General features: G+C 68.2%; 20 protein-coding genes and 2 pseudogenes. 16 read left to right on the top strand and 6 right to left on the bottom strand.

The genetic code is table 11. The features are described from left to right. Positions 1-41 precede the first annotated feature (41 nt). The 7 genes from ftsZ (at position 42) to ACXPWS_RS12650 (ending at position 5,160) form a co-directional block, all read left to right on the top strand. Positions 42-1,196: a cell division protein FtsZ gene (gene ftsZ, locus ACXPWS_RS12620; protein WP_458712747.1), complete on the top strand. Its 1,155-nt coding sequence runs from the start codon at positions 42-44 to the stop codon at positions 1,194-1,196. 5 nt (positions 1,197-1,201) lie between these two features. Beyond that, entirely contained in the window at positions 1,202-1,903 is a 702-nt protein-coding gene (pgeF, locus tag ACXPWS_RS12625) for a peptidoglycan editing factor PgeF (protein ID WP_458712748.1), read from the top strand. Then, complete coding sequence (locus tag ACXPWS_RS12630; RefSeq protein WP_458712749.1) at positions 1,900-2,655, top strand: YggS family pyridoxal phosphate-dependent enzyme; 756 nt, start codon at positions 1,900-1,902, stop codon at positions 2,653-2,655. The genes pgeF and ACXPWS_RS12630 overlap by 4 nt, the downstream gene beginning before the upstream one ends. Before the next feature lie 65 nt (positions 2,656-2,720). Further along, positions 2,721-3,371 (top strand): cell division protein SepF, encoded by a 651-nt coding sequence (locus ACXPWS_RS12635; protein ID WP_458712750.1) that lies wholly within the window; start codon positions 2,721-2,723, stop codon positions 3,369-3,371. A gap of 128 nt (positions 3,372-3,499) precedes the next feature. Continuing rightward, positions 3,500-3,802, top strand: a complete 303-nt coding sequence (locus ACXPWS_RS12640; RefSeq protein ID WP_458712751.1) for a YggT family protein — start codon at positions 3,500-3,502, stop codon at positions 3,800-3,802. 178 nt (positions 3,803-3,980) lie between these two features. Further along, a complete protein-coding gene (gene wag31 / locus ACXPWS_RS12645; protein WP_458712752.1) occupies positions 3,981-4,799 on the top strand; it encodes a DivIVA-like cell division protein Wag31 in 819 nt (272 codons plus the stop codon). Between the two features lie 28 nt (positions 4,800-4,827). After that, positions 4,828-5,160 (top strand): hypothetical protein, encoded by a 333-nt coding sequence (locus tag ACXPWS_RS12650; protein ID WP_458712753.1) that lies wholly within the window; start codon positions 4,828-4,830, stop codon positions 5,158-5,160. Here the strand turns inward: ACXPWS_RS12650 and ACXPWS_RS12655 are convergent, their stop codons facing one another. Then, on the bottom strand, positions 5,161-5,814 hold the full coding sequence (locus ACXPWS_RS12655; RefSeq protein WP_458712754.1) for a phosphoribosyltransferase: 654 nt from the start codon (positions 5,812-5,814) through the stop codon (positions 5,161-5,163). It lies immediately after the preceding gene. Positions 5,815-5,899: 85 nt separating this feature from the next. Here ACXPWS_RS12655 and ACXPWS_RS12660 point away from each other — a divergent pair, with 85 nt between their 5' ends. Next, positions 5,900-7,249 carry a TIGR01777 family oxidoreductase gene (locus tag ACXPWS_RS12660; RefSeq protein WP_458712755.1) on the top strand — a complete coding sequence of 450 codons (1,350 nt, stop codon included), beginning with the start codon at positions 5,900-5,902 and terminating at the stop codon, positions 7,247-7,249. Here ACXPWS_RS12660 and ACXPWS_RS12665 read toward each other — a convergent pair. From ACXPWS_RS12665 to ACXPWS_RS12680, 4 genes and pseudogenes are all read right to left on the bottom strand, one after another. Continuing rightward, the gene (locus ACXPWS_RS12665) at positions 7,228-7,962 is read right to left on the bottom strand and encodes a type 1 glutamine amidotransferase (RefSeq protein WP_458712756.1); all 735 of its coding nucleotides are present in this window, start codon (positions 7,960-7,962) and stop codon (positions 7,228-7,230) included. The genes ACXPWS_RS12660 and ACXPWS_RS12665 overlap by 22 nt on opposite strands. Further along, positions 7,962-9,067, bottom strand: a pseudogene (locus tag ACXPWS_RS12670) (serine hydrolase domain-containing protein). The gene ACXPWS_RS12665 and the pseudogene ACXPWS_RS12670 overlap by 1 nt, the downstream one beginning before the upstream one ends. A gap of 112 nt (positions 9,068-9,179) precedes the next feature. Further along, entirely contained in the window at positions 9,180-9,848 is a 669-nt protein-coding gene (locus ACXPWS_RS12675; protein ID WP_458712757.1) for a response regulator, read from the bottom strand. Continuing rightward, a complete protein-coding gene (locus ACXPWS_RS12680) occupies positions 9,841-11,487 on the bottom strand; it encodes a sensor histidine kinase (RefSeq protein WP_458712758.1) in 1,647 nt (548 codons plus the stop codon). The genes ACXPWS_RS12675 and ACXPWS_RS12680 overlap by 8 nt, the downstream gene beginning before the upstream one ends. 46 nt (positions 11,488-11,533) lie before the next feature. On the opposite strand from ACXPWS_RS12680, the gene ACXPWS_RS12685 reads away from it, so the two are divergent. The 4 genes from ACXPWS_RS12685 to ACXPWS_RS12700 all read left to right on the top strand — a co-directional run bounded on the left by ACXPWS_RS12685 (position 11,534) and on the right by ACXPWS_RS12700 (position 15,033). Next, entirely contained in the window at positions 11,534-12,514 is a 981-nt protein-coding gene (locus ACXPWS_RS12685; protein ID WP_458712759.1) for a Bug family tripartite tricarboxylate transporter substrate binding protein, read from the top strand. After that, a complete protein-coding gene (locus ACXPWS_RS12690) occupies positions 12,511-13,020 on the top strand; it encodes a tripartite tricarboxylate transporter TctB family protein (protein WP_458712760.1) in 510 nt (169 codons plus the stop codon). The genes ACXPWS_RS12685 and ACXPWS_RS12690 overlap by 4 nt, the downstream gene beginning before the upstream one ends. Beyond that, on the top strand, positions 13,021-14,574 hold the full coding sequence (locus ACXPWS_RS12695) for a tripartite tricarboxylate transporter permease (protein ID WP_458712761.1): 1,554 nt from the start codon (positions 13,021-13,023) through the stop codon (positions 14,572-14,574). 66 nt (positions 14,575-14,640) lie between these two features. Next, on the top strand, positions 14,641-15,033 hold the full coding sequence (locus ACXPWS_RS12700) for a universal stress protein (RefSeq protein ID WP_458712762.1): 393 nt from the start codon (positions 14,641-14,643) through the stop codon (positions 15,031-15,033). A 255-nt stretch (positions 15,034-15,288) separates the two neighbouring features. On the opposite strand, the pseudogene ACXPWS_RS12705 reads toward ACXPWS_RS12700, so the two are convergent. Further along, a pseudogene (locus ACXPWS_RS12705) lies at positions 15,289-16,497 on the bottom strand (DUF222 domain-containing protein); the annotation flags it as partial. Between ACXPWS_RS12705 and ACXPWS_RS12710 the strand changes: the two are divergent. The 4 genes from ACXPWS_RS12710 (at position 16,496) to ACXPWS_RS12725 (ending at position 23,415) form a co-directional block, all read left to right on the top strand. Continuing rightward, positions 16,496-16,897: an NINE protein gene (locus ACXPWS_RS12710; RefSeq protein ID WP_458712763.1), complete on the top strand. Its 402-nt coding sequence runs from the start codon at positions 16,496-16,498 to the stop codon at positions 16,895-16,897. The pseudogene ACXPWS_RS12705 and the gene ACXPWS_RS12710 sit on opposite strands and share 2 nt — an antisense overlap. Beyond that, positions 16,887-17,282, top strand: coding sequence for a DUF2752 domain-containing protein (locus ACXPWS_RS12715; protein WP_458712764.1), 396 nt, complete (start codon positions 16,887-16,889; stop codon positions 17,280-17,282). Before ACXPWS_RS12710 ends, ACXPWS_RS12715 begins: the two co-directional genes overlap by 11 nt. An 81-nt stretch (positions 17,283-17,363) precedes the next feature. Continuing rightward, positions 17,364-21,908: a glutamate synthase large subunit gene (gene gltB / locus ACXPWS_RS12720; protein WP_458712765.1), complete on the top strand. Its 4,545-nt coding sequence runs from the start codon at positions 17,364-17,366 to the stop codon at positions 21,906-21,908. Continuing rightward, positions 21,901-23,415, top strand: coding sequence for a glutamate synthase subunit beta (locus tag ACXPWS_RS12725; protein WP_458712766.1), 1,515 nt, complete (start codon positions 21,901-21,903; stop codon positions 23,413-23,415). Before gltB ends, ACXPWS_RS12725 begins: the two co-directional genes overlap by 8 nt. Positions 23,416-23,462: the final 47 nt, after the last annotated feature.

Here is a 23,462-nt window from a genome sequence, read left to right on the forward strand (position 1 = left end):
ACCGCGCACAGGACACGAACATTCTGGGAGGAAGGCACCCCATGACCCCCCCGCACAACTACCTCGCGGTCATCAAGGTGGTCGGCATCGGCGGCGGCGGCGTGAATGCCGTCAACCGGATGATCGAACACGGACTCAAAGGCGTGGAGTTCATCGCCATCAACACCGACGCGCAGGCGCTGTTGATGAGCGACGCCGACGTCAAGCTCGACGTCGGCCGGGACTCCACCCGCGGCCTCGGCGCCGGCGCCGATCCGGAGGTGGGCCGTAAGGCCGCCGAGGACGCCAAGGACGATATCGAGGAACTGCTGCGCGGCGCCGACATGGTGTTCGTCACCGCCGGCGAAGGTGGCGGCACCGGCACCGGCGGCGCGCCGGTGGTGGCGTCCATCGCGCGCAAGCTCGGTGCGCTGACCGTCGGTGTGGTGACCCGCCCGTTCTCCTTCGAGGGCAAGCGCCGGTCCAACCAGGCCGAGAACGGTATCCAGTCGCTGCGCGAGAGCTGCGACACCCTGATCGTCATCCCCAACGACCGCCTGTTGCAGATGGGCGATGCCGCGGTGTCTCTCATGGACGCGTTCCGCAGCGCGGACGAGGTGCTGCTCAACGGCGTGCAGGGCATCACCGATCTGATCACCACCCCCGGCCTGATCAACGTCGACTTCGCCGACGTGAAGGGCGTGATGAGCGGCGCGGGCACCGCGTTGATGGGTATCGGCTCGGCCCGCGGTGACGGCCGCGCGCTCAAGGCCGCCGAGATCGCGATCAACTCCCCGCTGCTGGAAGCCTCGATGGAGGGCGCCCAGGGCGTGCTGCTGTCGGTGGCCGGTGGCAGCGACCTGGGCCTGTTCGAGATCAACGAGGCCGCTTCGCTGGTACAGGAGGCCGCCCACGCGGACGCCAACATCATCTTCGGCACCGTCATCGACGACTCGCTGGGCGACGAGGTGCGTGTCACCGTCATCGCGGCGGGCTTCGACAGCGTGACGCCGAGCCGTAAACCGGTGACGGGGCAGGGCGGCCAGCCCATCGCCCCCGGGGCGGCGGGCAACGTCCGCTCCACGGTGTTCGAACCGGCCGACGCGGTCAGCGTTCCGGCCGGGCACACCAACGGGGCCACGGTGCGTATCGGCGGACCGGATGACGGCGGCATCTCCGACGACGACGTCGACGTGCCGCCCTTCATGCGCCACTAGCCGCCGTGCCCGTCCGGGTTCGGCGCGTGACGACCACCCGCGCGGGCGGCGTCTCGCGGCCGCCCTATGACACCTTCAACCTGGGCGACCACGTCGGTGACGATCCGGCGGCCGTCGCAGCCAACCGAAAACGCCTGGCCGACACCATTGGTGCGGACGCCGTGGTGTGGATGAACCAAGTGCACTCGGCCAACGTCGTGGTGGTCGACGGCGATCCCGGTGCCGTCGTGGCCGACACCGATGCGCTGGTGACCACGGCGCCGCGGCTGGCCCTGGCGGTGTTGTCCGCCGACTGCGTTCCGGTGTTACTGGCCGACCCGCGGGCCGGGGTGATCGGCGCCGCCCACGCCGGCCGGGTCGGCGCGCAGCTGGGCATCGCGGCGCGCACCGTCGAACAGATGGTGGAACTCGGGGCGTCCGTCGCCGACATCTCGGTGCTGCTCGGTCCGGCGGTCAGTGGCCGCAACTACGAAGTGCCCGCGGTGATGGCCGATGAGGTCGAGGCGGCATTGCCCGGCAGCCGCACCACCACCGCCAAGGGCACGCCCGGTCTGGACATCCGCGCCGGAATTGCCCGGCAATTGACGACATTGGGGATAAGAGCCATCGATATCGACCCGCGCTGCACCGTCGAGGACCGGCGGTTGTTCAGTCACCGGCGCGGCGCCCCGACCGGCCGGCTGGCGTCATTGGTGTGGATGGAATGACCGGGCAGACACACCGCGACGCGGAACTTGCCGGATCGCTGGCCGCGGTCCGGGCCAGGCTGGCGGCCGCGGCCGAAGCGGCCGGGCGCGATGTCCGGCAGGTCGAGCTGCTGCCGATCACCAAGTTCTTCCCGGCTTCGGACGTGATCATCCTGCGCCGGTTGGGATGTACCGAGTTCGGTGAGTCGCGCGAACAGGAGGCTGCCGCCAAGGCGGCCACCGTCGCGGCGGCATTTCCCGCCGAGCCGGCCGATGCGATTCGCTGGCACATGGTCGGCAGCATCCAGCGCAACAAGGCACGCGCGGTGGCCCGCTGGGCCTACGCCGCTCACTCGGTGGACAGTGCCCGGCTCATCTCCGCCCTCGGGGGCGCCGCCGAGGAGGAGATCGCCGGCGGCCGGCGAACCCGACCGTTGCGGGTCTACCTCCAGATCAGCCTGGACGGCGACCCGGCCCGCGGCGGTGTCCCGGTGAGCCGGCCGGATCAGGTCCTCGAATTGTGCGCGGCCGCCCACGCCATCGACGCGCTGGAATTCGTGGGATTGATGGGCATCCCGCCGCTGGGCTGGGATGCCGACGAGGCGTTCGGCCTGCTGGCGGCCGAACGGGACAGGGTGCAGCGGTCTTTCAGTCACCGGCTGGGCTTGTCGGCGGGCATGTCCGGCGATATCGAAGTAGCTGTGCGACATGGATCCACGTGTGTGCGTGTCGGAACCGCGTTGATGGGACAACGCCCGCTAACGTCACCCTGAGTAGTCACTCCAGTCACATCTTCATCACAGACACCACAGACATCAGCAGTCAGAAGGGGCAGGCGATGAGCACACTGCACAAGGTCAAGGCCTACTTCGGTATGGCGCCGCTGGACGAATACGAAGACGACTACTACGACGACGAGCGTCCGTCGCGTTCCTATCCGCGCCGGGGCGCCGAGGACCGATTCGAGGACGAGGGTTACGGCCGCGAGCCCCGCGCCTTCGATGATCGGGCTCCCCGCGAGTACGAGCGCGAGATGGAAATGGCGCCGGGTGCCTACCGCGGCGCGTATGACTCGCCACGATTCGAAGGCCGGCTGCGCACCCCGCGTGAGTTCGACCGTCCCGCTCCGCGCTTCGCCACCGCCCCGACCCGCGGTTCACTGGCGATGGAACCGCGCCGGATGGCCGAACTGTTCGAGGCCGGCAGCCCGCTGGCCAAGATCACGACGCTGCGCCCGAAGGACTACAGCGAAGCCCGCACCATCGGTGAGCGGTTCCGCGACGGCACCCCGGTGATCATGGATCTGGTGTCGATGGACAACGCCGATGCCAAGCGCCTCGTCGACTTCGCCGCCGGACTGGCCTTCGCGCTGCGCGGATCGTTCGACAAGGTGGCCACCAAGGTGTTCCTGCTCTCGCCGGCCGACGTCGACGTCACCGCCGAGGAGCGCCGCCGCATCGCCGAAGCGGGTTTCTACTCCTACCAGTAGCCGGACAAACCCCTGCCGGTGGTTGCGGCAGGGGTTGTCCGGGCTTGCCGGGTAGGCTGAATCCCCGAGGGACCCGCTGGTCCCACCGGTCTGCAACCTTGTTTCCGCCGTAGTGAGGTCGGCATCTCTTGGCGCTGTTCTTCGAAATCCTTGGTTTCGCGCTGTTCGTGTTCTGGCTCTTGCTGATCGCACGAGTGGTCGTGGAGTTCATCCGGTCGTTCAGCCGGGACTGGCATCCCACCGGCCTGACAGTGGTGATCCTCGAGCTGATCCTGTCCGTCACGGACCCGCCGGTGAAACTGTTGCGCCGGCTGATCCCGCAGCTGACCATCGGCGCCGTGCGCTTCGACCTGTCGATCATGGTGCTGTTGCTGGTGGCGTTCATCGGCATGCAACTGGCCTTCGGGGCCGCCGCGGGCTCGGCCGGCTGAGCGCGCCATTCCGGCCGGCGGACCGCGGCCGACCAGCGCAGAAGATTGAAATTCGCTCTTAATTATGAGCCTCCTCTGCAACCGCCGGGTCTGCTGTGACAGGATGGACGCCAGTTACTCGTACGGACGCTTTACACTTTGAAACCGGTTGACGGTCCAGACTTCAAGGGGGCAGACGATGCCGCTCACACCTGCTGACGTTCATAACGTCGCATTCAGTAAGCCGCCCATCGGAAAACGCGGTTACAACGAGGACGAGGTCGATGCCTTCCTCGACCTGGTGGAGAACGAGCTCACCAGGCTCATCGAGGAGAACGCTGACCTTCGTCAGCGGGTGTCGGAGCTGGACCAGGAGCTGGCCGGCGCCCGTTCCGGTGGTGCGCAGCCGACCCAGTCGATCCCCGCCTACCAGCCCGAACCCGAGCCGGAGCCGGTAGTGGCGCCGGTGTACGAGGCGCCGCAGCCCGTCGCGCAGGCCCCGGCCGCGCCGGTCTCCGAGGATCACCATGTCCGGGCCGCCAAGGTGCTCAGCCTGGCCCAGGACACCGCCGACCGGCTCACCGGATCCGCCAAGGCGGAGTCGGAGAAGCTGCTTTCGGATGCGCGGGCCCAGGCCGACGCCCTGGTCAGCGAGGCCCGGCACACCGCCGAGACCACGGTGGCCGATGCGCGTCAGCGCGCCGAGGCGCTGCTGTCCGATGCCCAGACGCGGTCGGAGACCCAGCTGCGTCAGGCGCAGGAGAAGGCCGATGCCCTGCAGGCCGACGCCGAGCGCAAGCACTCCGAGATCATGGGCACCATCAACCAGCAGCGCACGGTGCTGGAAGGTCGCCTGGAGCAATTGCGCACCTTCGAGCGCGAATACCGCACCCGGCTCAAGACCTACCTCGAATCGCAGCTCGAAGAGTTGGGGCAGCGTGGTTCGGCCGCACCGGTGGATTCCGGGGCGACCAACGAATCGGGCGGGTTCAACCAGTTCAACCGGGGCAACAACTGATCCGCGCACAACCGGCTAAGTTCGATCAATGCTGATCATTGCGCTCGTCCTTGCCGTCATCGGCCTGGCCTCGCTGGTGGCCGCCGTCGTCACCAGCAACGAGCTCATCGCGTGGGTGTGCATCGGCGCCAGCGTGATCGGTGTCCTGCTGCTCATCGTCGATGCGCTGCGGGACCGCTCACGGCGGGACACCGAGGACGACGACGCCGAAGACCCGGAAACCGCTGCGGTGCAGGACTACCCGGACGAGCCGGCCGCCGAGGTCGAGGAAGTCCCGGCCGATGCGCCTGCTGACGCGCCGGCCGACGCGCCTGAAGCCGAAGCCGAGTCCGACGCCGAACCCGGGGCCGAGCACAAGTAGTCAGGTCCGCGTCGCCAGCAGCTGGCGCACCTCGTCATCGCTGGTCTGCCGGAAATCGGCGTACACCTGCCCGACGGCGCTGAAGTCGGCCGGTGTGCACGCGCAGAACACCGCGTCGGCTTCGGAGCGTAACGCCCGGCACGTCGGGTGCGGGGACACCGGAACCGCCACCACCACCGCGGCCGGACCGGCCGCCCGGACCGCCCGCACGGCGGCGAACATGCTGGCACCTGTCGCGACGCCGTCGTCGACCAGGATCACGGTGCGCCCCGCCAGTGCCAACGGTGGCCGGTCACCGCGATAAGCGCCTTCGCGCCGGTGCAGCTCGACGGTCTCGGCCCGGATCGTCTCCTGCAGCTGGTCGTCGCCGATGCGCAGATCGCGGATCAGCTCCCGGTTGAGCACCAGCCCGCCCCCACCGGCCAGCGCGCCCATGGCCAACTCGGGGTGGTTCGGCACTCCCAGCTTGCGCACCAGGAACGTGTCGAACGGGGCGCCCAGGTAGGTGGCGACCTCCCACCCGACGGGCACTCCGCCGCGAGCCAGCCCGAGTACCAGCACGTCGGGCCGTCCGCGATAGGCGGCCAGCTGTCCGGCGAGGATTCGGCCGGCCTCCCGGCGGTCGGCGAATCTGGTGGTACGCAGGCTTCTCATCGTGGTCGGCTTCGTGAGCGGGGACACTTCCAGCATGCGCCGGGTCTGCGCTGGGTACCCCGGCCGGGGAGGTGGCTAATCACTCATGGGCATCGAATACGACAGCGTGGTCGATCATCGGCTGGACGAGGTGTTTGCCTGGCACGCCCGGCCCGGTGCGATGCGCCGCCTGGTGCCCACGTGGCAGCCGATGACGGCGCTGAAGGAGACAGCCTCGCTGGCCGACGGCCAGGCGGTGCTGGGGCTGCCCGGTGGGCTGCGCTGGATCGCCCAGCACGATCCCACCGGCTACGACCCGCCGCACCGCTTCGTCGACGTGCTGGCCTCCGACGGCCTGTCGTCCTGGCCGGCCAGGACGATCGGCAGATGGCGACACACCCACGAGTTCAGCGCCGCCGGGGCGGATTCGACAAGGGTGTACGACCGGGTCGAGACGGTGCTCCCGGCGTCGGTGCTGCGGCCGATGTTCGTCTACCGGCACGCCCAGCTGGCCGATGACCTGGCCGCGCACCGCGATGCCGCCGCGGCGGGCTCGGCGCCGCTGACGGTCGCGATCACCGGAGCCGGCGGCATGGTGGGCTCGGCGCTGACGGCGTTCCTGACGTCGGGCGGTCATCGGGTGATCGCGCTGGTGCGTCGCCCGGCGGGTGGACCCGTTGAGCGCCAATGGAATCCGGCCGAGCCCGATCCCGGACTGCTGGTGGGCGTGGACGCCGTGGTCCATCTCGCCGGTGCGTCCATCGCGGGCCGGTTCACCGAGCAGCATCGCCGGGCCATCCGGGACAGCCGGATCGAGCCCACCCGTGCACTGGCCGAGCTGGCCGGCCGCACAGCCGGGGTGCGCACCTTCGTCAGCGCGTCTGCGGTCGGCTTCTACGGATTCGACCGCGGTGACACCCCGCTGGATGAGACGAGCGGCCGCGGCGACGGCTTCCTGGCCGATGTGGTCGCCGACTGGGAGGCGGCCACCACCCCCGCCGCTGCCACCGGACTGCGGGTGGTCAATGTCCGCACCGGAGTGGTGCAATCGTCGGCCGGCGGGACGCTGCGGCTGCTGCGACCGCTGTTTTCCGCCGGATTGGGTGGCCGCCTCGGCAGCGGGGCGCAATGGCTGTCCTGGATCGGCCTGGACGATCTGCTGGACGTCTACTACCGCGCCCTCTACGACGACCGACTGTCCGGTCCGGTGAACGCGGTGGCACCCCACCCGGTGCGCAACGCCGAGTACACCGCCGCGCTCGGGCATGTGCTGCACCGGCCGACGTTGTTGCCGGTGCCGTCGTTGGGTCCCCGGCTCCTGCTGGGTGAGCAGGGGGTGCGGGAGCTCGCGGAGGCCGACCAGCGGGTGCTACCGGCCAAGCTGCAGCGGCTCGGGCACCGGTTTCGCCGTCCGGGCATCGAGGCCGCGCTGGCTCACGAACTCGGGCACGGCTGACGTGCCACGTGGGTCAGGAAACCGTCGACCAAACCCCGTACCCGCTGCGCCACGTTGCTCTTCAGTTCGGCTGTGCGGGTGAGCAATTCATCGTGGTTCAACCCGTAGCCGAGTACCTCGCCGTCGCGGTCGTCGGCCAGCCACCGGGCCAGCAACCGCTCGTCGATCTCGGGATGGAACTGCAGCGCCAGTGCCCGCCCGAGCACGAACGCCTGCGACGCCTTGGCGGTGCGGGCGACCTCGACGGCACCCGGGGGCAGTGTCCACCGGTCGAAATGCCACTCGAACCACGGCCCATTCGGCACCAGATCGGGCCGGTCGGTGCTGACGTCGGTCCAGCCGATCTCGGCGACCGGTGCCCGGGACACGGTGCCGCCGAAGGCCTGTGCGATCAACTGCCCGCCGAAGCACACCCCCAGGATGGCGACCCCGGCATCGGCGGCCTCGTGCAGCAGCCGGGTTTCGGCGCCCACCCAGGTGCGCCGCAGCGCGTCGTCGTACACCGGCCAGCGCGCGCCCAGCGGGACGATCACGTCGTAGTCGGTGGCGTCGGGGAAGGTGACATCGCCGGCCGGGTGCTCGACCCGCTCGGCGGGCACCACCTCGAAGGTGTGCACGTCGAATCCCTGCTCGGTGAACGCCTCGCCGAGCAGGGCCTCCGAAGCCAGGTGTTCGTTGTAGAGGAAGAGAACCTTGGGGGCCACGGCCGCCATTATCTCGTCGGTGGCATCGGGGGCGCATCTTCGGGGGCCACCTCGGCGCCGATCTTGCGGAACAGCGTCTCGGCCTCGTTGCGGTAGTCGCCCGCATCGTCGAAGGCTTCCGGGGCGAAGGTGACCGCGACGGCGATGGCGATCCTGCGCGACGGGAGGTACGCCTCGGCTGCCGCGTACCCGGCGAACATCGGGTTCTGCAACAGCCAGTGACCGGAGACGATGATGCCCAGGCCGTAGGTGTAGCCGTCGGTCATCGCGGCGCACGTGGTGCAGCCCGGCTGCGGGTGTGTCCTGCCGCGCAGATCGGTGGACACCATCGCGCGATAGGAGTCCGGGGACAGCAGCCGGCCCGACCCGATGCCGGCGGCCGTGGCCTCCAGGTCGTAGATCGTCGAGGTCTGGATCGCGCCGCGGGTGATGGTCCAGGACGGATCCCAGAATGTCGTCTCCTCGTAGAACGGGGTGCCGGCCGGGATCTTGAGGGCGGCCCGGCGCTCGGAACTGAATGCGTGCAGTGCCGGCGCCGGGATCGCCGCGGTGTCTGCGTTGGCGGTGCCGGTCAGACCCAGCGGGCGAAGGACCTTGTCGGACAACAACGTCGGCATGTCTGTGCCGGTGGCTTCTCAAGTGCCAGCCCGAGCAGCACATAGTTGGTGTGGGCGTAGTTCCAGTTGGTGCCGGGCTCGTACAGCAGCGGCCGGTGCACCGCGAAATCCAGCAGTTCCTGGGTTGTCCAGTGCCGGAACGGATTTGCATACAGTGCATCGTTCATCGCGGTGTTGCCGATGACGTAGTCCACATAACCCGACGTCATCTGGGCCAACTGGCCCAGTGTGACACCGTCGGCGTGCGGAATGTCGGGCAGCCATGTCGAGAGCTTGTCATCCAGGCTGACCACCTTTTCGTCCACCAGGATCAACAGCAGCGTCGAGACATAGGAGATGGCGACCGCGCCGTTGCGGAAATGCATGTCCGTGGTGGCCGGTACGCCGGTCATCGATTCGCCGACGGCCCGGGTCACCAGCTCCTTGCCGTCGACGGTGACCCGCACGATCGCCGATCTCAGGTGCGCCCGGGCCACGGTATCGGCAACGATCCGCATGACCGCGTCGGCGTCCGCGCCGCCGGTCGCGGGCGGCGGGGGCGGCGGGGCCGCGCAACCGACGACCATCAGCGCCAGCACCACCGCCAGGCACCGCCGCAGCACGGGCACGCTACTGGGCAATCCGGTAACGCCGCTCCGGGCGGCCGGCGCCGTACTGCAGACGCAGTTCCAGCAGCCCCGAGCTCAGGTAGTGCTCCAGGTAGCGGCGGGCGCTGACCCGGGAGATGCCGACCAGGTCGGCGCATTCGGCCGCGGACACCTCGTCGGCGGTGCGGACGGCGTCGAGCACCAGCTGGCCGGTTTCGGCGCCCAGCCCCTTGGGCAGCACCGGCATGCTTGTCGCCGAGGCGGTGCCGCTGAACAGCGCATCGATCATGGACTGGTCCGCACCGCCGTCGGCGGCCAGCGCGTCGGCGCGGGTCGCAAACGCGGCCAGTTTGGTGCGCAGCTGGTCGAACTCGAACGGTTTGATCAGGTAGTCCGCCGCGCCACCGTCGAGGGCGCCGCGGACGGTGTCCAGTTCCCTTGCCGCCGTGATCATGATGACGCCGACCCGGTCACCGGCGGCCCGCAGCCGGTGCAGCACCACCAGCCCGGACATATCGGGCAGGTAGACGTCCAGCAGGATCAGATCGGGCCGCAGTTGTTCGGCCGCCGCCAAGGCCTCGGCGCCCGTGCGCGCCACCCCGACCGCGCGGAACCCGTCCAGCCGTTCGACGAAGCGCCGATGGATCTCGGCCACCATGAAATCGTCGTCGACGATCAGTACGTCACGCACGGGCCAGCCGCACCACGAAGGACGCGCCGCCATCGGGGCCGTCGGTGATCTCGACATGGCCGCCGTGCTGGGTGGTGACGAGCCGGACCAGGGCCAGTCCGATACCTCGCTGTTTTTCAAGTCCGCCTGCACCAACGGGTTTGGAAGTCACCCCGCGGGCGAACAACGACTCGCGCAGATGCGGCGGCACCCCGGGGCCGGAATCGGTGACGGCGATGGTCAGGCCGTCGGTGTCGTGCACGGCGACGTTCACCTGCGCCCGCGGGGCACCGACCGAGGCGTCCACCGCGTTGTCGATCAGGTTGCCCAGCAGGGTGATTACATCGGTGGCCAGCGCCGCGGGCAGCGGCCGCAACCGGCTGTCCGGATCCAGGGTCAGCGTGACACCGTTCTCGGCGGCCAACGACGTCTTGGCGATCAACAGCGCTGCCACCGCGGGATCAGAAACCCGTTGCGTGACAGCGTCATTGATCTCGGCCCGGCGCCGGGTCAAGCTGCCAACCAGGTCGTGCACGGCGTCGTACTCGCCGAGTTGCACCAACCCGGAAATGGTGTGCAGCTGGTTGGCGAATTCGTGGGTCTGCGCACGCAGCGTGTCCGTGACGCTGCGGTGCGAGGACAACTGGGCTTGCAGCGCAGCCAGTTCGGTGCTGTCGCGCATGGTGGTGACGGTACCGATGTGCTGTCCCTGACTGCGGGCAGCGCGCCGGTTCAGCGCGAGAACGTGCCGGCCGGTGGCGATGATGACGTCGCGGCCCTCCTCACCCGACATCAGGAAGTCCACCACGGCGCGTTCCAGACCGAGCTCGTCGACGCGGCGGCCGACCGCGCCGGCGTCCACGCCGAGCAATTCCTGGGCGCTGTCGTTCAGCACGGTGACCACACCGTCGGGATTGACGGCCACCACACCCTCCCGGATGCTGTGCAGCAACGCTTCCCGATGATCGGCAAGCCCCGCGATCTCGGTGATCTCCAAGCCACCGGTGTGGCGCTTGATCCGTCGCGACAGCAGCCACGACGCGGCCAGTCCCAGCAGCGCTCCCAGGCCCAGATACAGCAGCAGCCGTTCACCGGCCCCGCTCAGCAACTCCCACACCGTGGGGTAGCGCTCGCTGACCGAGACGATGCCCAGCACGGCTCCGGTGGCGGCCAGGATCGGGACCTGACCGACCAGGCTGCGCACCCCGTCGATGTCGCCGTCACCGAACCAGGCCCGGCCCTCGTCGGCACGGCTGGCGGTCAGGTCGACCCGCGACCCCACCCGGTCGGGGTCCGAAGACACCCGCACCAGGCCGTCGGGGGCCAGGATCTCGGCCAGTCCCGCCCCGGACAGCGCCACCCCGCGGTCCACCTCGGGGGCCAGGACGCGCGCGGCGAACGGGTCGGTCAGGCGGTCCCGGACGATCGGGGTGGACGCCACGTTCTCGGCGACGGCGATCATCCGCTGGCCGCGGACATCGCGGAATTCGCGGGTGGACTGGGCCACCGACACCGCCGCCACCGCGATCAGCACCACCGCGACCACCACCAGCTGGAACAGCAGGAACTGCCCGGCCAGGCTTCGGCCCCGCAACGACCCCGTCAGCGCCGTGAACTTAACGACCACAACTTCCTTTGCGAACTCATGGGTGACCCACATCACTGTGCGGGTCCAGTATTGCCGAACATCACACCGACGATGGGGGATGACTGTGCAACGCAGGACCGGACTGGCCGTGCTGCTCGTGGTGGCACTGCTGCTGACCGCGTGCGGGGTGACCCGCGGCGAGCAGGCCAACGGCCTGCACAGGCTGCGGATGATGGTGCCCAACAGCCCGGGCGGCGGGTACGACCTCACCGCCCGCACCGCGGTCAAGATCATGGAAGACAAAGACATCACCGGGCGGGTCGAGGTTTTCAACGTCATCGGCGCCGGCGGCACCGTCGCAATGGCCCGCCTGATGAACGAAAAAGGCAACGGCGACCTGATGATGATGATGGGGCTGGGTGTCGTCGGTGCGGTGTACACCAACGGGTCGTCGGCGCGCGCGTCGAACGCCACCGCGCTGGCCAAGATGGTCGAGGAGCAGGAAGGCATTCTGGTTCCGGCGGATTCCCCGTTCAAGACCGTGCAGGACATGGTCGCCGCGTGGAAGGCCGATCCGGCCAAGGTGACCATCGGAGGCGGATCGTCGCCGGGCGGACCCGATCATCTGTTCCCGATGGAGACCGCCCGTGCCGTCGGGGTGGACCCGCGCAAGGTCAACTTCATCACCTATGACGGCGGCGGCGATCTGCTGACCGCATTGCTGGGCAAGAAGGTGGCCGTGGGCACCTCGGGCCTCGGCGAGTACGTGGATCAGATCGAGGCCGGTCAGGTCCGGGTGCTGGCGGTGTCCGGCGACAAACGGGCCGAGGGGATCGATGCGCCCACCCTCACCGAAGCCGGGATCAACCTGACGTTCACCAACTGGCGCGGCGTGCTGGCGCCACCGGGCATATCGGATGAGGCGCGGCAGGCACTGGTCAAGGTGCTCGAAGAGCTGCACGCCACCGACGCATGGAAGGAGGCCCTGGTGCGCAACGGTTGGAGTGACGCGTTCCTGACCGGGGAGAAGTTCGAGCAGTTCCTCAAAGATCAGGACCGGCGGGTGTCCTCGACCCTGACCGATCTGGGGTTGCTGTGAGTGCCCCGGAGCCGCAGGCACGCCGGGTGGACAAGGCCCAGTACCTGGTGGTCGTGGTGCTGGTCGCGGTGGGCGGATTCCTGATCTACAACGCGCTCACGCTGCCCGGTGGCTACGCGCAGGTCGATCCGGTGGGGCCCAGGTTCTTTCCGATGGTCATCGGAGTCGTATTGGTGGCACTCGCGGTCATCCTGGCGATCGCGATACCGCGCGGATCGGTCGGCGAGGCCGACGCGGGGGAGGACATCGACCCCGATATGCCGAGTGACTGGCGCACCGTCGGGCTGTTGGTGCTGCTGTTCGTGGCCACCATCGTGCTGGTCAAACCGCTGGGCTGGGCGATCACGGCCGGGCTGATGTTCGCCGGTGCGGCCACCGTGCTGGGCAGCAGGCATTACATCCGCAATCTGGTGATCGGCGGGGTGCTGTCGGTCGGCAGCTTCTACGCGTTCTACTCCGGGCTCGGAATCCCGCTGCCCGCAGGCATTCTGGATGGGATTCTGTAGATGGACAACTTCAACTGGTTGTTACAGGGGTTCGCCGAGGCGGCCACCCCGATGAATCTGCTGTACGCCGTGATCGGCGTGCTGCTGGGCACCGCCGTGGGCGTGCTGCCCGGGATCGGCCCCGCCATGACGGTCGCGCTGCTGCTGCCGATCACCTACAACGTCAGTCCCAGCGCGGCGTTCATCATGTTCGCCGGCATCTTCTACGGCGGCATGTACGGCGGATCGACCACCTCCATCCTGCTCAACACCCCCGGAGAATCCTCCTCGGTGATCACCGCCATCGAGGGCAACAAGATGGCCAAGGCCGGCCGGGCCGCGCAGGCGCTGGCCACCGCGGCCATCGGATCGTTCGTCGCGGGCACCATCGGCACCATGCTCTTGGTGCTGTTCGCGCCCGCGGTGTCCCGTTTCGCGGTAACCCTCGGTGCGCCTTCATATCTGGCGATCATGCTGTTCGCGTTGGTGGCGGTCACGGCGGTACTGGGCAGCTCGAAGCTGCGCGGCGCCATCTCCCTGTTCCTGGGGCTGGCGATCGGCATCGTCGGTATCGATTTCATGACCGGCCAGCCCCGCGCCACCTTCGGGCTGCCGCTGCTGTCCGACGGCATCGACATCGTGGTGATCGCCGTGGCGATCTTCGCCCTCGGTGAGGCGCTGTGGGTGGCTGCGCATCTGCGCCGGCGGCCCGCCGATGTCATCCCGGTGGGCCGGCCCTGGATGAGCAAGTCGGACTGGAAGCGGTCGTGGAAACCGTGGTTGCGCGGGACGGCGTACGGCTTTCCGTTCGGTGCGCTGCCGGCCGGCGGTGCCGAACTGCCGACCTTCCTGAGCTACATCACCGAGAAGAAGCTGTCCAAGCATCCCGAGGAGTTCGGCAAGGGCGCCATCGAAGGTGTCGCCGGGCCGGAGGCCGCCAACAACGCCTCGGCCGCAGGCACTCTGGTGCCGATGCTGTCCTTGGGGCTGCCCACCAACGCGACCGCCGCGGTGATGCTGACGGCGTTCGTGTCCTATGGGATCCAGCCGGGTCCGACCCTGTTCGACAAGGAACCGCTGCTGATCTGGACGCTGGTGGCCAGCCTGTTCATCGGTAACTTCCTGCTTCTGGTGCTGAATCTGCCGCTGGCTCCGCTATGGGCGAAACTGCTGCGTACCCCGCGGCCCTACCTGTACGCGGGCATCCTGTTCTTCGCCACCCTCGGCGCGTTCGCGGTGAACGTGCAGCCGCTCGACCTGGCGCTGCTGCTGGTGTTCGGTCTGCTCGGGCTGATGATGCGCCGGTTCGGACTTCCGGTCCTGCCGTTGATCATCGGCGTCATTCTCGGACCCCGGATCGAACGCCAGTTGCGCCAGAGTCTGCAACTGGGCGGCGGGGACTGGGGGAGCCTTTTCACCGAGCCCGTCGCGATCGCCACCTATGTCCTGATGATCGTCTTGTTGCTCGCGCCGTTGGTGCTGCGACTGATGCATCGCAGTGAGGAGACGCTGTTGATCGTCGAGGACGACGCGGATCAGCAGGAGAAGGCCATGAAGGAAGGTTCGTCGTCATGATTATCGACGAGCGCTTGCGCGAGGAGACGAGATGATTACCGACGAGCGCTTGCGCGAGGAGACAAAATGATTATCGTCGGTTACACCGCGGATCAGTTCGGCAGCGCCGCATTGCAACACGCGATCGCGGAAGCGCAGCTGCGGAATACCGGGCTACTGGTGATCAACTCGACCAAGGGCGAAGCACTGGCCGACCCGCAGTTCGCGCAGTCCAGCAACCTTCAGGACCTCGAATCGCGACTCGCCGATTCCGGCGTGCCGTTCGAGGTGTCGCAACCGGTGGGCGTCGACCCTGTCGACGAACTGCTGTCCGCCATGGACCGTCCCGACGCCGAACTGCTGGTGATCGGTATCCGGCACCGTAATCCCGTCGGAAAGTTGTTGCTGGGCAGCGTGTCTCAGCAACTGCTGCTCGAATGCCGCAAACCGGTGCTGGCGGTCAAGCCGGCAGAGCACTGAGTCAGCCGCCCGGCAAGTCGCCACCCGGGATCTGTTCGGGGTGGTGGTAGAGGTTGTGACCAGGCGGTTGTGCGGTCCACAAGCCAGCACGAGTTCGTCGATGTTGGTCTGCCCGTCCTGGGCGAAGCCACGTTTGGCGTGATGGACCTGGCAGCCGTAGGCCGGGACGCGGCAGCCCGGGTAGGTGCAGCCCCGGTCGCGGTAGGTGAGTACCAGCCGCTGATCGGCGGTGGCACAGCGTTTGGTGCGCCCGAAATACAGGGGTTGGCCGGAGACATCGTCGAACACCGCCAGGCGCAGCAGTGAATGCGACGCCAGCCGGATGGCGTCGCGCATCGGCACTCGCGACCCGGCCGCGGTGATGGCTTTTCCGGTGCCGGCCTCGAACTCTGCAGCGGTGGCGCCCAGGATCACGGTGACCGGCAACCCGCTGCGTTGACCCAGCTCACCGGACGTCAACGCATCGCGGGCGATGGTGACCAGAGGGTCGTGTTGGCGTTGCCCCAGGGTGCGGGTGTCGAGGTCGATCGCCTCCTGCGGCGGCGTGCCCTTCATACACGGTGTCGCATCCTCGGGATTGCACATCCCCGGTGCGGCCAGCTTGCCGAAGATCGGTTCCAGGTAGGCCCGACCTTCCGGGGTGACGGTGCCGTGGAAGTCACTCATACCGTCGGCGTCCTGGGGTCCCAGCACGAACTTCCGACGCATCTCCCGACGCATCACGGTGTCCTCGTCGTTGGGCTCGGACCCGTCCGGGTCGAGAACCTCAAGCAGATGCTTGGCCAACCGGCGCAGGGTGCCCGGATCGTGTCCGGTGGCCACGCCGGCCAACTCGCGTTCGGCATCAGTGCGGGACGGTTCATCCACCGAGAAGGGGAGCTTTTTCATCGTCTGGGTGATGATCCGGACGTGCTCACCGGTGATCTCGCCACGGGCCTGGGCTGCCGACGTCGCCGGATACACCGGTGGCAGGAGTTGTCCGGTGAGTGTGCGCCGCGGCGCCAGCACTTCGCCCTCCCTGAGCCGGCGCCCCGCCTCCTCTGTCGACAGGCGTAGCCGGATCGCGAGCGCGTCGACCCAGCTGCGCGCCCCCAGTCCGGCCGGGCTGGATTGCGCTTTCACCGCCGCCATCACCCGATGCTGCACCGCCGGAATCCGCCGGTACACCTGCTCCAGTGCGGACTGCACCCCCAGCAACTGGGCAACGGAGGCATCGTCGAACGCGGCGGTGGACAGTTTGTCCAGCAGCGCGATCAGTTCGATCACGGCTTTCATGACTCGAACATTAGTGCGAACAACCGACAATTTCAGACGTTGTCCACAGCCGCAGAAACCATCCACAGATCCCGAAACCACTCTTGACAGAGGAGATTTCGCGGTATCCGCCGGCGACCTGTGTCGAGCGCCGGGATTGTCTGCCGGGCCGCGCCGATGTGACCCGAAACTCTGGCATCCTGAACTCATGACCGATCAGCCGCCCTACGGAGTCGACCCGGGCAGTTTCCCGCCACCGCCACCGACCCCGCCGCCGGGCCAAGGCTATCCGCCGCCCTACCCGCCTCCGGCTTACCCGGGCGCCTACTACGACCCGACGGCGCCGTACGGCCGGCACCCGCTGACCGGTGAACCCTATTCGGACAAGTCCAAGGTGGTTGCCGGCCTGCTGCAGCTGCTGGGCTTGTTCGGGCTGGCCGGCATCGGCCGCATCTACCTGGGCTACACCGGCCTGGGTATCGCCCAGCTGCTGGTCGGGCTGATCACCTGCGGTCTGGGCGCGGTGATCTGGGGCATCATCGATGCCGTCCTGCTGCTCACCGACAAGGTCCGCGACCCGCAAGGCCGCCCGCTACGCGATGGAACTTAAGAGCGCACGCTCCGGCGTCATCGGCGCCGGCGCCGTGCTGGCGGGCAGCCTGGCCTATATCGGCCTGGCGGATCCGCACCGACCGGGATTCCTGTTCCCGGGGTGCCCGTTCAAGATGCTGACCGGCTTCGATTGTCCGGCCTGCGGTGGGCTGCGGATGACCCACGATCTGCTCAACGGCAATGTCGGCGCCGCGGCCGTGGACAACATTTTCCTGCTCGTGGGTTTACCACTGTTGCTCACGTGGCTGGTGGTGCGGTGGCGGGGTGGCCGGCGGTTGATGCCCACCGCCGCCACGGTGACCGTCATCGTCGCGGCCGCCATCTGGACGGTGGTGCGCAATTGGCCCGGGTTCCCGCTGGTCCCCACGTTTCTCGCTGGGTAGACACCTGTCTGCGCTGATACACTGACTTTTCGGGCCGACGCAGTCCCTCGACATCATCTCGAAGACTGCGGAGGTAGTCAGTTGCTCTTCTCGGCACTTCCCGAAGCGCAGGGTCTCTACGACCCCGACAATGAGTCCGATTCCTGTGGCGTCGCCATGATCGCCGACATTCGCGGTCGGCGTTCGCACGGCATCGTCGCCGACGGACTCACTGCGCTGGAACATCTCGAGCACCGCGGCGCCGCCGGGGCCGAACCCAACAGCGGTGACGGCGCGGGCATCCTGCTGCAGCTGCCGGTCGAACTGCTCACCGAGGTCGTCGATTTCGCACTGCCCGCGCCGAACCGCAATGGCGAGAACACCTTCGCCGCCGGCATCTGCTTCCTGCCGCAGGATCCCGTCGAGCGATCGGCGGCCCGCGCGACCATCGAAGCGCTCGCCGCCGAAGAAGAGCTGGAAGTGCTTGGCTGGCGCGAGGTTCCGGTCGACCCTGCCGGGGCCGAAGTCGGCTCCACCGCGGTCAGCTGCATGCCCTACATGGCACAGTTGTTCGTGGCGGCGCCCGAGCGTGCCGGCGGCCTGGACCTGGACCGGCGGGTCTACCCGCTGCGCAAACGAGCTGAGGCCGGCAACGTCTACTTCCCGTCGCTGTCCAGCCGGACCATGGCCTACAAGGGCATGCTCACCACGATGCAACTGCCGCAGTTCTTTCCGGATCTGCGCGACGAGCGCTGTCGTAGCGCGATTGCGATCGTGCACAGCCGGTTCTCCACCAACACCTTCCCGTCGTGGCCGCTGGCGCACCCGTTCCGCTTCGTGGCCCACAACGGTGAGATCAACACCGTCCGCGGCAACCGCAACCGCATGCACGCGCGGGAGGCCAAACTCGCCAGCGCCGTCATACCCGGTGACCTGAACCGGCTTTCACCGATCTGCCCGCGCGACGCCTCGGACTCGGCATCCTTCGATCAGGTTCTGGAACTGTTGCACCTCGGTGGTCGCAGCCTGCCGCACGCCGTGCTGATGATGATCCCGGAAGCCTGGGAGAACAACACCACCATGAGCCCGCAGCGCCGGGCCTTCTGGCAGTTCCACGCCTCGCTGATGGAGCCGTGGGACGGGCCGGCCTGCGTCACGTTCACCGATGGCACCGTCGTCGGTGCGGTGCTGGACCGCAACGGGTTACGTCCCGGACGCTGGTGGCGCACCATCGACGACCGCATCATCCTGGCCAGTGAGAGCGGCGTGCTGGACGTCCCCAGCGGCGAGGTCGTCGCCAAGGGCCGCCTGGAGCCGGGCAAGATGTTCCTGATCGACACGGCCGCCGGCCGCATCGTCTCCGACGACGAGATCAAGGATCAGCTGGCCGCCGCCGAGGCCTACGGAGAGTGGCTGCATGCCGGCCTGCTCGATCTCAAGGTGCTGCCCGATCGTGCCCGGGTGCAACCGAATCACGAATCCGTGGTGCGTCGCCAGGTGTCCTTCGGATACACCGAGGAAGAGCTGCGCATCCTGCTCACCCCGATGGCCGCCTCCGGTGGCGAACCGCTCGGCTCGATGGGCACCGACACCCCGGCCGCGGTGCTCTCCCAACGCTCCCGGTTGCTCTACGACTACTTCGTCGAACTGTTCGCGCAGGTGACCAATCCGCCGTTGGACGCGATTCGGGAAGCCGTCGTCACCTCCATGGGCCGGGTGATGGGCCCCGAACAGAACCTGCTGGAGCCCAGCGCGGCTTCGGTCCGCCAGATCATGCTGAGCTGGCCGGTGCTCGACAACGACGAGCTCAACAAGATCGTGCACATCAACGACGACGGTGAGCAGCCTGGCCTGCGCACAGCGGTGCTGCGCGCCCTCTACGACGTGGAGCGCGGGGGTGAGGGGCTGGCCGAGGCGCTGGAGGACCTGCGTGCCCGGGCCTGCGACGCCATCGCCAAAGGCGCACGCACACTGGTGATCTCCGATCGCGACTCCGATCACACCAAGGCGCCCATCCCGTCCCTGCTGGCCGTGTCCGCGGTGCATCATCACCTGGTCCGCACCAAGAAGCGGACCAGCGTCGGGCTGGTGGTGGAAAGCGGTGATGCCCGCGAGGTGCACCACATCGCCATGCTGATCGGCTTCGGTGCGGCAGCGGTCAACCCGTACCTGGCCTTCGAATCCATCGAGGACCTGATCCGCGAGGGTGAGCTCACCGGCATCGAACCGGCCACCGCGGTCCGCAACTACCTCAAGGCGCTCGGCAAGGGCGTGATGAAGGTGATGAGCAAGATGGGCATCTCGACCGTGGCGTCCTACACCGGTGCGCAGGCCTTCGAGGCCATCGGCATCGATCGCGAGGTCATCGACGAGTACTTCGCCGGCACCCCAAGCCAGCTCGGCGGGGTGGGGCTGGACGTGCTCGCCGAAGAGGTCAAGCTGCGGCACCGCCGGGCCTACCCGGAGAACCCGACCGAGCGGGTGCACCGGCGCCTGGAGGTCGGCGGCGAGTACGCCTACCGCAGGGAGGGCGAATTGCATTTGTTCACCCCGGAAGTGGTTTTCCTGCTTCAGCATTCGACTCGCACCGGCCGGCGCGACATCTTCACCCAGTATTCCGACGAAGTGAACCGGCTCAATCGCGAGGGCGGCGCGCTGCGTGGGCTGTTCGAGTTCAAGACCGGTGTCCGCCCGCCGGTGGCGCTCGAGGACGTCGAATCCGTCGACTCGATCCTGGCCCGGTTCAACACCGGTGCGATGAGCTACGGGTCCATCTCGGCCGAGGCGCACGAGACCATGGCGATCGCGATGAACAATCTGGGCGGTCGGTCCAACAGCGGCGAAGGCGGCGAGGACGTGGACCGGCTGTACGACCCCAAGCGGCGCAGTGCGGTCAAGCAGGTGGCCTCCGGGCGGTTCGGGGTCACAAGCGATTACCTGGTGAACGCCACCGACATCCAGATCAAGATGGCCCAGGGCGCCAAACCCGGTGAGGGCGGCCAACTCCCGGGCTACAAGGTGTATCCCAATGTGGCCAAGACGCGGCACTCCACTCCCGGGGTCGGGTTGATATCGCCACCGCCGCATCACGACATCTACTCGATCGAGGATCTGGCGCAGCTCATCCATGATCTGAAGAACGCCAACGACCAGGCGCGCATCCACGTCAAGCTGGTCAGCTCGGTGGGCGTCGGTACCGTCGCGGCGGGCGTGTCCAAGGCCCATGCCGACGTCGTGCTGATCTCCGGGTACGACGGCGGTACCGGTGCGGCGCCGCTGACCAGCCTCAAGCATGCCGGCGCGCCATGGGAGATCGGCCTGGCCGACACCCAGCAGACGCTGGTGCTCAACGGTTTACGTGACCGCATCACCGTGCAGTGCGACGGCGGGATGCGCACCGCCCGCGATGTCATGGTCGCGGCGCTGCTCGGGGCCGAGGAGTACGGTTTTGCCACCGCGCCGCTGGTGGTGGCGGGCTGCATCATGATGCGGGTCTGCCACCTGGACACCTGCCCGGTGGGCGTGGCCACCCAGAATCCCGAACTGCGGGCCCGGTTCAACGGCAAGCCGGAATTCGTGGAGAACTTCTTCCGGTTCATCGCCGAGGACATCCGGACCTACCTGGCCGAGCTGGGCTTCCGGAGTCTCGACGAGGCCATCGGCCGGGTCGAGATGCTCGACACCGCCGATGGTGTCGCGCACTGGAAGAGTCAGGGCCTGGACCTCAGCCCGATCTTCGCCCAGCCGACCGATGCGCACGGCGCCAAGCTGACCCAGCGCCGGCGGTTGCGCGACCAGGACCATGGCCTGGGCCAGGCGCTCGATCAAACCTTGATCCAGCTGGCCGAGGGTGCGCTGGAGGATGCCCACCCGGTACGCCTGGAACTGCCGGTGCGCAACGTGAATCGCACCGTCGGCACACTTCTGGGCGCCGAGGTGACCCGCCGGTACGGCGCCACCGGGCTGCCCGACGACACCATCCACATCACCCTCACCGGGTCGGCCGGCCAGTCCATCGGCGCGTTCCTGCCGCCCGGGGTCACCCTCGAACTCATCGGTGATGCCAATGACTATGTGGGCAAGGGGCTTTCGGGCGGACGGGTGATCGTCCGACCGCCGGACGACGTGCTGTTCCTGCCCGAGGACAATGTCATCGCCGGCAACACGCTGCTGTTCGGCGCCACCTCCGGTGAGGTGTTCTTGCGTGGCCGGGCCGGTGAACGGTTCTGCGCCCGCAACTCCGGCGCGCTGGCGGTGGTCGAAGGGGTGGGCGACCACGCCTGCGAATACATGACCGGGGGGCGGGTGGTGGTGCTGGGCAAGACCGGTCGCAACATGTCCGCCGGAATGTCCGGCGGTATCGCCTTCGTGTTGGGCCTGGATCCGGCGAAGGTCAACACCGAGACGGTCGAACTGCAGCGCCTGGAACCCGAGGACCTGACCTGGCTGCACGAGGTGGTGGCCCGGCACGCGCAGTTCACCGACAGCACCGTGGCGCGATCGCTGCTGTCGGACTGGCCGCGGCGCAGCGCCCAGTTCACCAAGGTCATGCCGACCGACTACCAGCGTGTCCTGCAGGCCACCCGGATGGCGAAAGCCGAAGGGCGCGACGTGGACACCGCGATCATGGAGGCCAGCCGTGGCTGATCCCACCGGATTCCTGAAGGTCACCAAGCGGGAAGCGGCCAAACGCCCCGCCGACGAACGTGTCGGGGACTGGCGCGAGGTCTACGAATCCCAGGAACCGGACAAGCGGGCCGCCGAGGTGTCCCAGCAGGCCCGTCGCTGTATGGACTGCGGTATCCCGTTCTGTCATTCCGGCACCGCGGGCTGCCCACTGGGCAACCTGATCCCGGAGTGGAATGACCTGGTGCGCCGCGGCCGGTGGGACGCGGCCAGCGACCGGTTGCACGCCACCAACAACTTCCCGGAATTCACCGGCCGGTTGTGCCCCGCGCCGTGCGAGGCCGCCTGCGTGCTGTCCATCGCCGACGAGCAGACCGGCGGCAGCGTCACCATCAAACGCATCGAGCAGACGATCGTCGACCAGGCCTGGCGCAACGGCACCGTGGAACCGCAGCCCGCGGCCATCGCCACCGGCAAGAGCGTTGCGGTCGTCGGCTCGGGTCCTGCGGGACTTGCTGCCGCACAACAACTCACCCGGGCCGGGCATCACGTCACCGTCTATGAACGCGATGACCGGATCGGCGGCCTGATGCGCTACGGCATCCCGGAGTACAAGCTGGAGAAGTCGACGCTGAACCAGCGCCTGACCCAGATGCGGGCCGAGGGAACGCGTTTCGTCACCGACTGCGAGGTGGGTGTCGACATCAGTGTCGAGCGGCTGCGCGAACAGTATGACGCGGTGGTCCTCGCGGTGGGTGCGTTGCGCGCCAGGGACAACGAGGTGGCGGGCCGTCACCTGGACGGCGTGCACCTGGCCATGGAGCATCTGGTGCCCGCGAACAAGGAATGCGAGGGCGACGGCGCCTCGCAGCTGTCCGCCGCGGGCAAGCATGTGGTGATCATCGGTGGCGGCGACACCGGGGCGGACTGCCTGGGCACCGCGCACCGTCAGGGCGCCGTCTCGGTGACCCAACTGGATTACAACCCGGAACCGCCGGAGCTGCGCGACGAGTCGCTGTCCCCGTGGCCGACGTGGCCGCTGGTGCTGCGGACCTCGCCCGCGCACGCCGAGGGCGGCGCCCGTCGGTTCGAGGTCGCCGTTCAGCGCTTCATCGGCGACGGACCCGACGGCACCACCGGCAACCTGCGGGCCATGGAGATCGCCGAGGTCAAGGTGGAACGCGACGGCGCCGGATGCCGCGTCATCACCCCGGTCGGCGAGCCGATGGAGATCCCGTGCGACCTGGCGCTGCTGGCGATCGGTTTCGACGGCGTCGAGCACATGGCGCTGCTGGACGGGCTGGAGTTGTCGCTGACCAAACGCGGCACCGTGTCCTGCGGTTCGGACTGGCAGACCGACGCGCCCGGGGTGTTCGTCTGCGGCGATGCGCACCGCGGCGCCTCGCTGATCGTGTGGGCCATCGCCGAGGGGCGCAGCGCAGCACACGCGGTGGATGCGTTCCTGATGGGGGAGTCGGATCTGCCGGCGCCGGTGCGGCCCGGAACTCTGCCGCTCGCCGTCGTGTGACCGCCGTCTGAATGGTCATCTGAATCGATCATGACTATGCTCCTGTG

The organism is Mycobacterium sp. BMJ-28, from assembly GCF_054404835.1.

Bases quoted from the DNA above. Each gene is read 5' to 3' on its own strand.
- ftsZ (WP_458712747.1), top strand. From the start codon at position 42: ATGACCCCCCCGCACAACTACCTCGCGGTCATCAAGGTGGTCGGCATC.
- ACXPWS_RS12630 (WP_458712749.1), top strand. From the start codon at position 1,900: ATGACCGGGCAGACACACCGCGACGCGGAACTTGCCGGATCGCTGGCC.
- ACXPWS_RS12635 (WP_458712750.1), top strand. From the start codon at position 2,721: ATGAGCACACTGCACAAGGTCAAGGCCTACTTCGGTATGGCGCCGCTG.
- wag31 (WP_458712752.1), top strand. From the start codon at position 3,981: ATGCCGCTCACACCTGCTGACGTTCATAACGTCGCATTCAGTAAGCCG.
- ACXPWS_RS12650 (WP_458712753.1), top strand. From the start codon at position 4,828: ATGCTGATCATTGCGCTCGTCCTTGCCGTCATCGGCCTGGCCTCGCTG.
- ACXPWS_RS12655 (WP_458712754.1), bottom strand. From the start codon at position 5,814: ATGAGAAGCCTGCGTACCACCAGATTCGCCGACCGCCGGGAGGCCGGC.
- ACXPWS_RS12660 (WP_458712755.1), top strand. From the start codon at position 5,900: ATGGGCATCGAATACGACAGCGTGGTCGATCATCGGCTGGACGAGGTG.
- ACXPWS_RS12665 (WP_458712756.1), bottom strand. From the start codon at position 7,962: ATGGCGGCCGTGGCCCCCAAGGTTCTCTTCCTCTACAACGAACACCTG.
- ACXPWS_RS12680 (WP_458712758.1), bottom strand. From the start codon at position 11,487: ATGTGGGTCACCCATGAGTTCGCAAAGGAAGTTGTGGTCGTTAAGTTC.
- ACXPWS_RS12685 (WP_458712759.1), top strand. From the start codon at position 11,534: ATGACTGTGCAACGCAGGACCGGACTGGCCGTGCTGCTCGTGGTGGCA.
- ACXPWS_RS12695 (WP_458712761.1), top strand. From the start codon at position 13,021: ATGGACAACTTCAACTGGTTGTTACAGGGGTTCGCCGAGGCGGCCACC.
- ACXPWS_RS12700 (WP_458712762.1), top strand. From the start codon at position 14,641: ATGATTATCGTCGGTTACACCGCGGATCAGTTCGGCAGCGCCGCATTG.
- ACXPWS_RS12710 (WP_458712763.1), top strand. From the start codon at position 16,496: ATGACCGATCAGCCGCCCTACGGAGTCGACCCGGGCAGTTTCCCGCCA.
- ACXPWS_RS12715 (WP_458712764.1), top strand. From the start codon at position 16,887: ATGGAACTTAAGAGCGCACGCTCCGGCGTCATCGGCGCCGGCGCCGTG.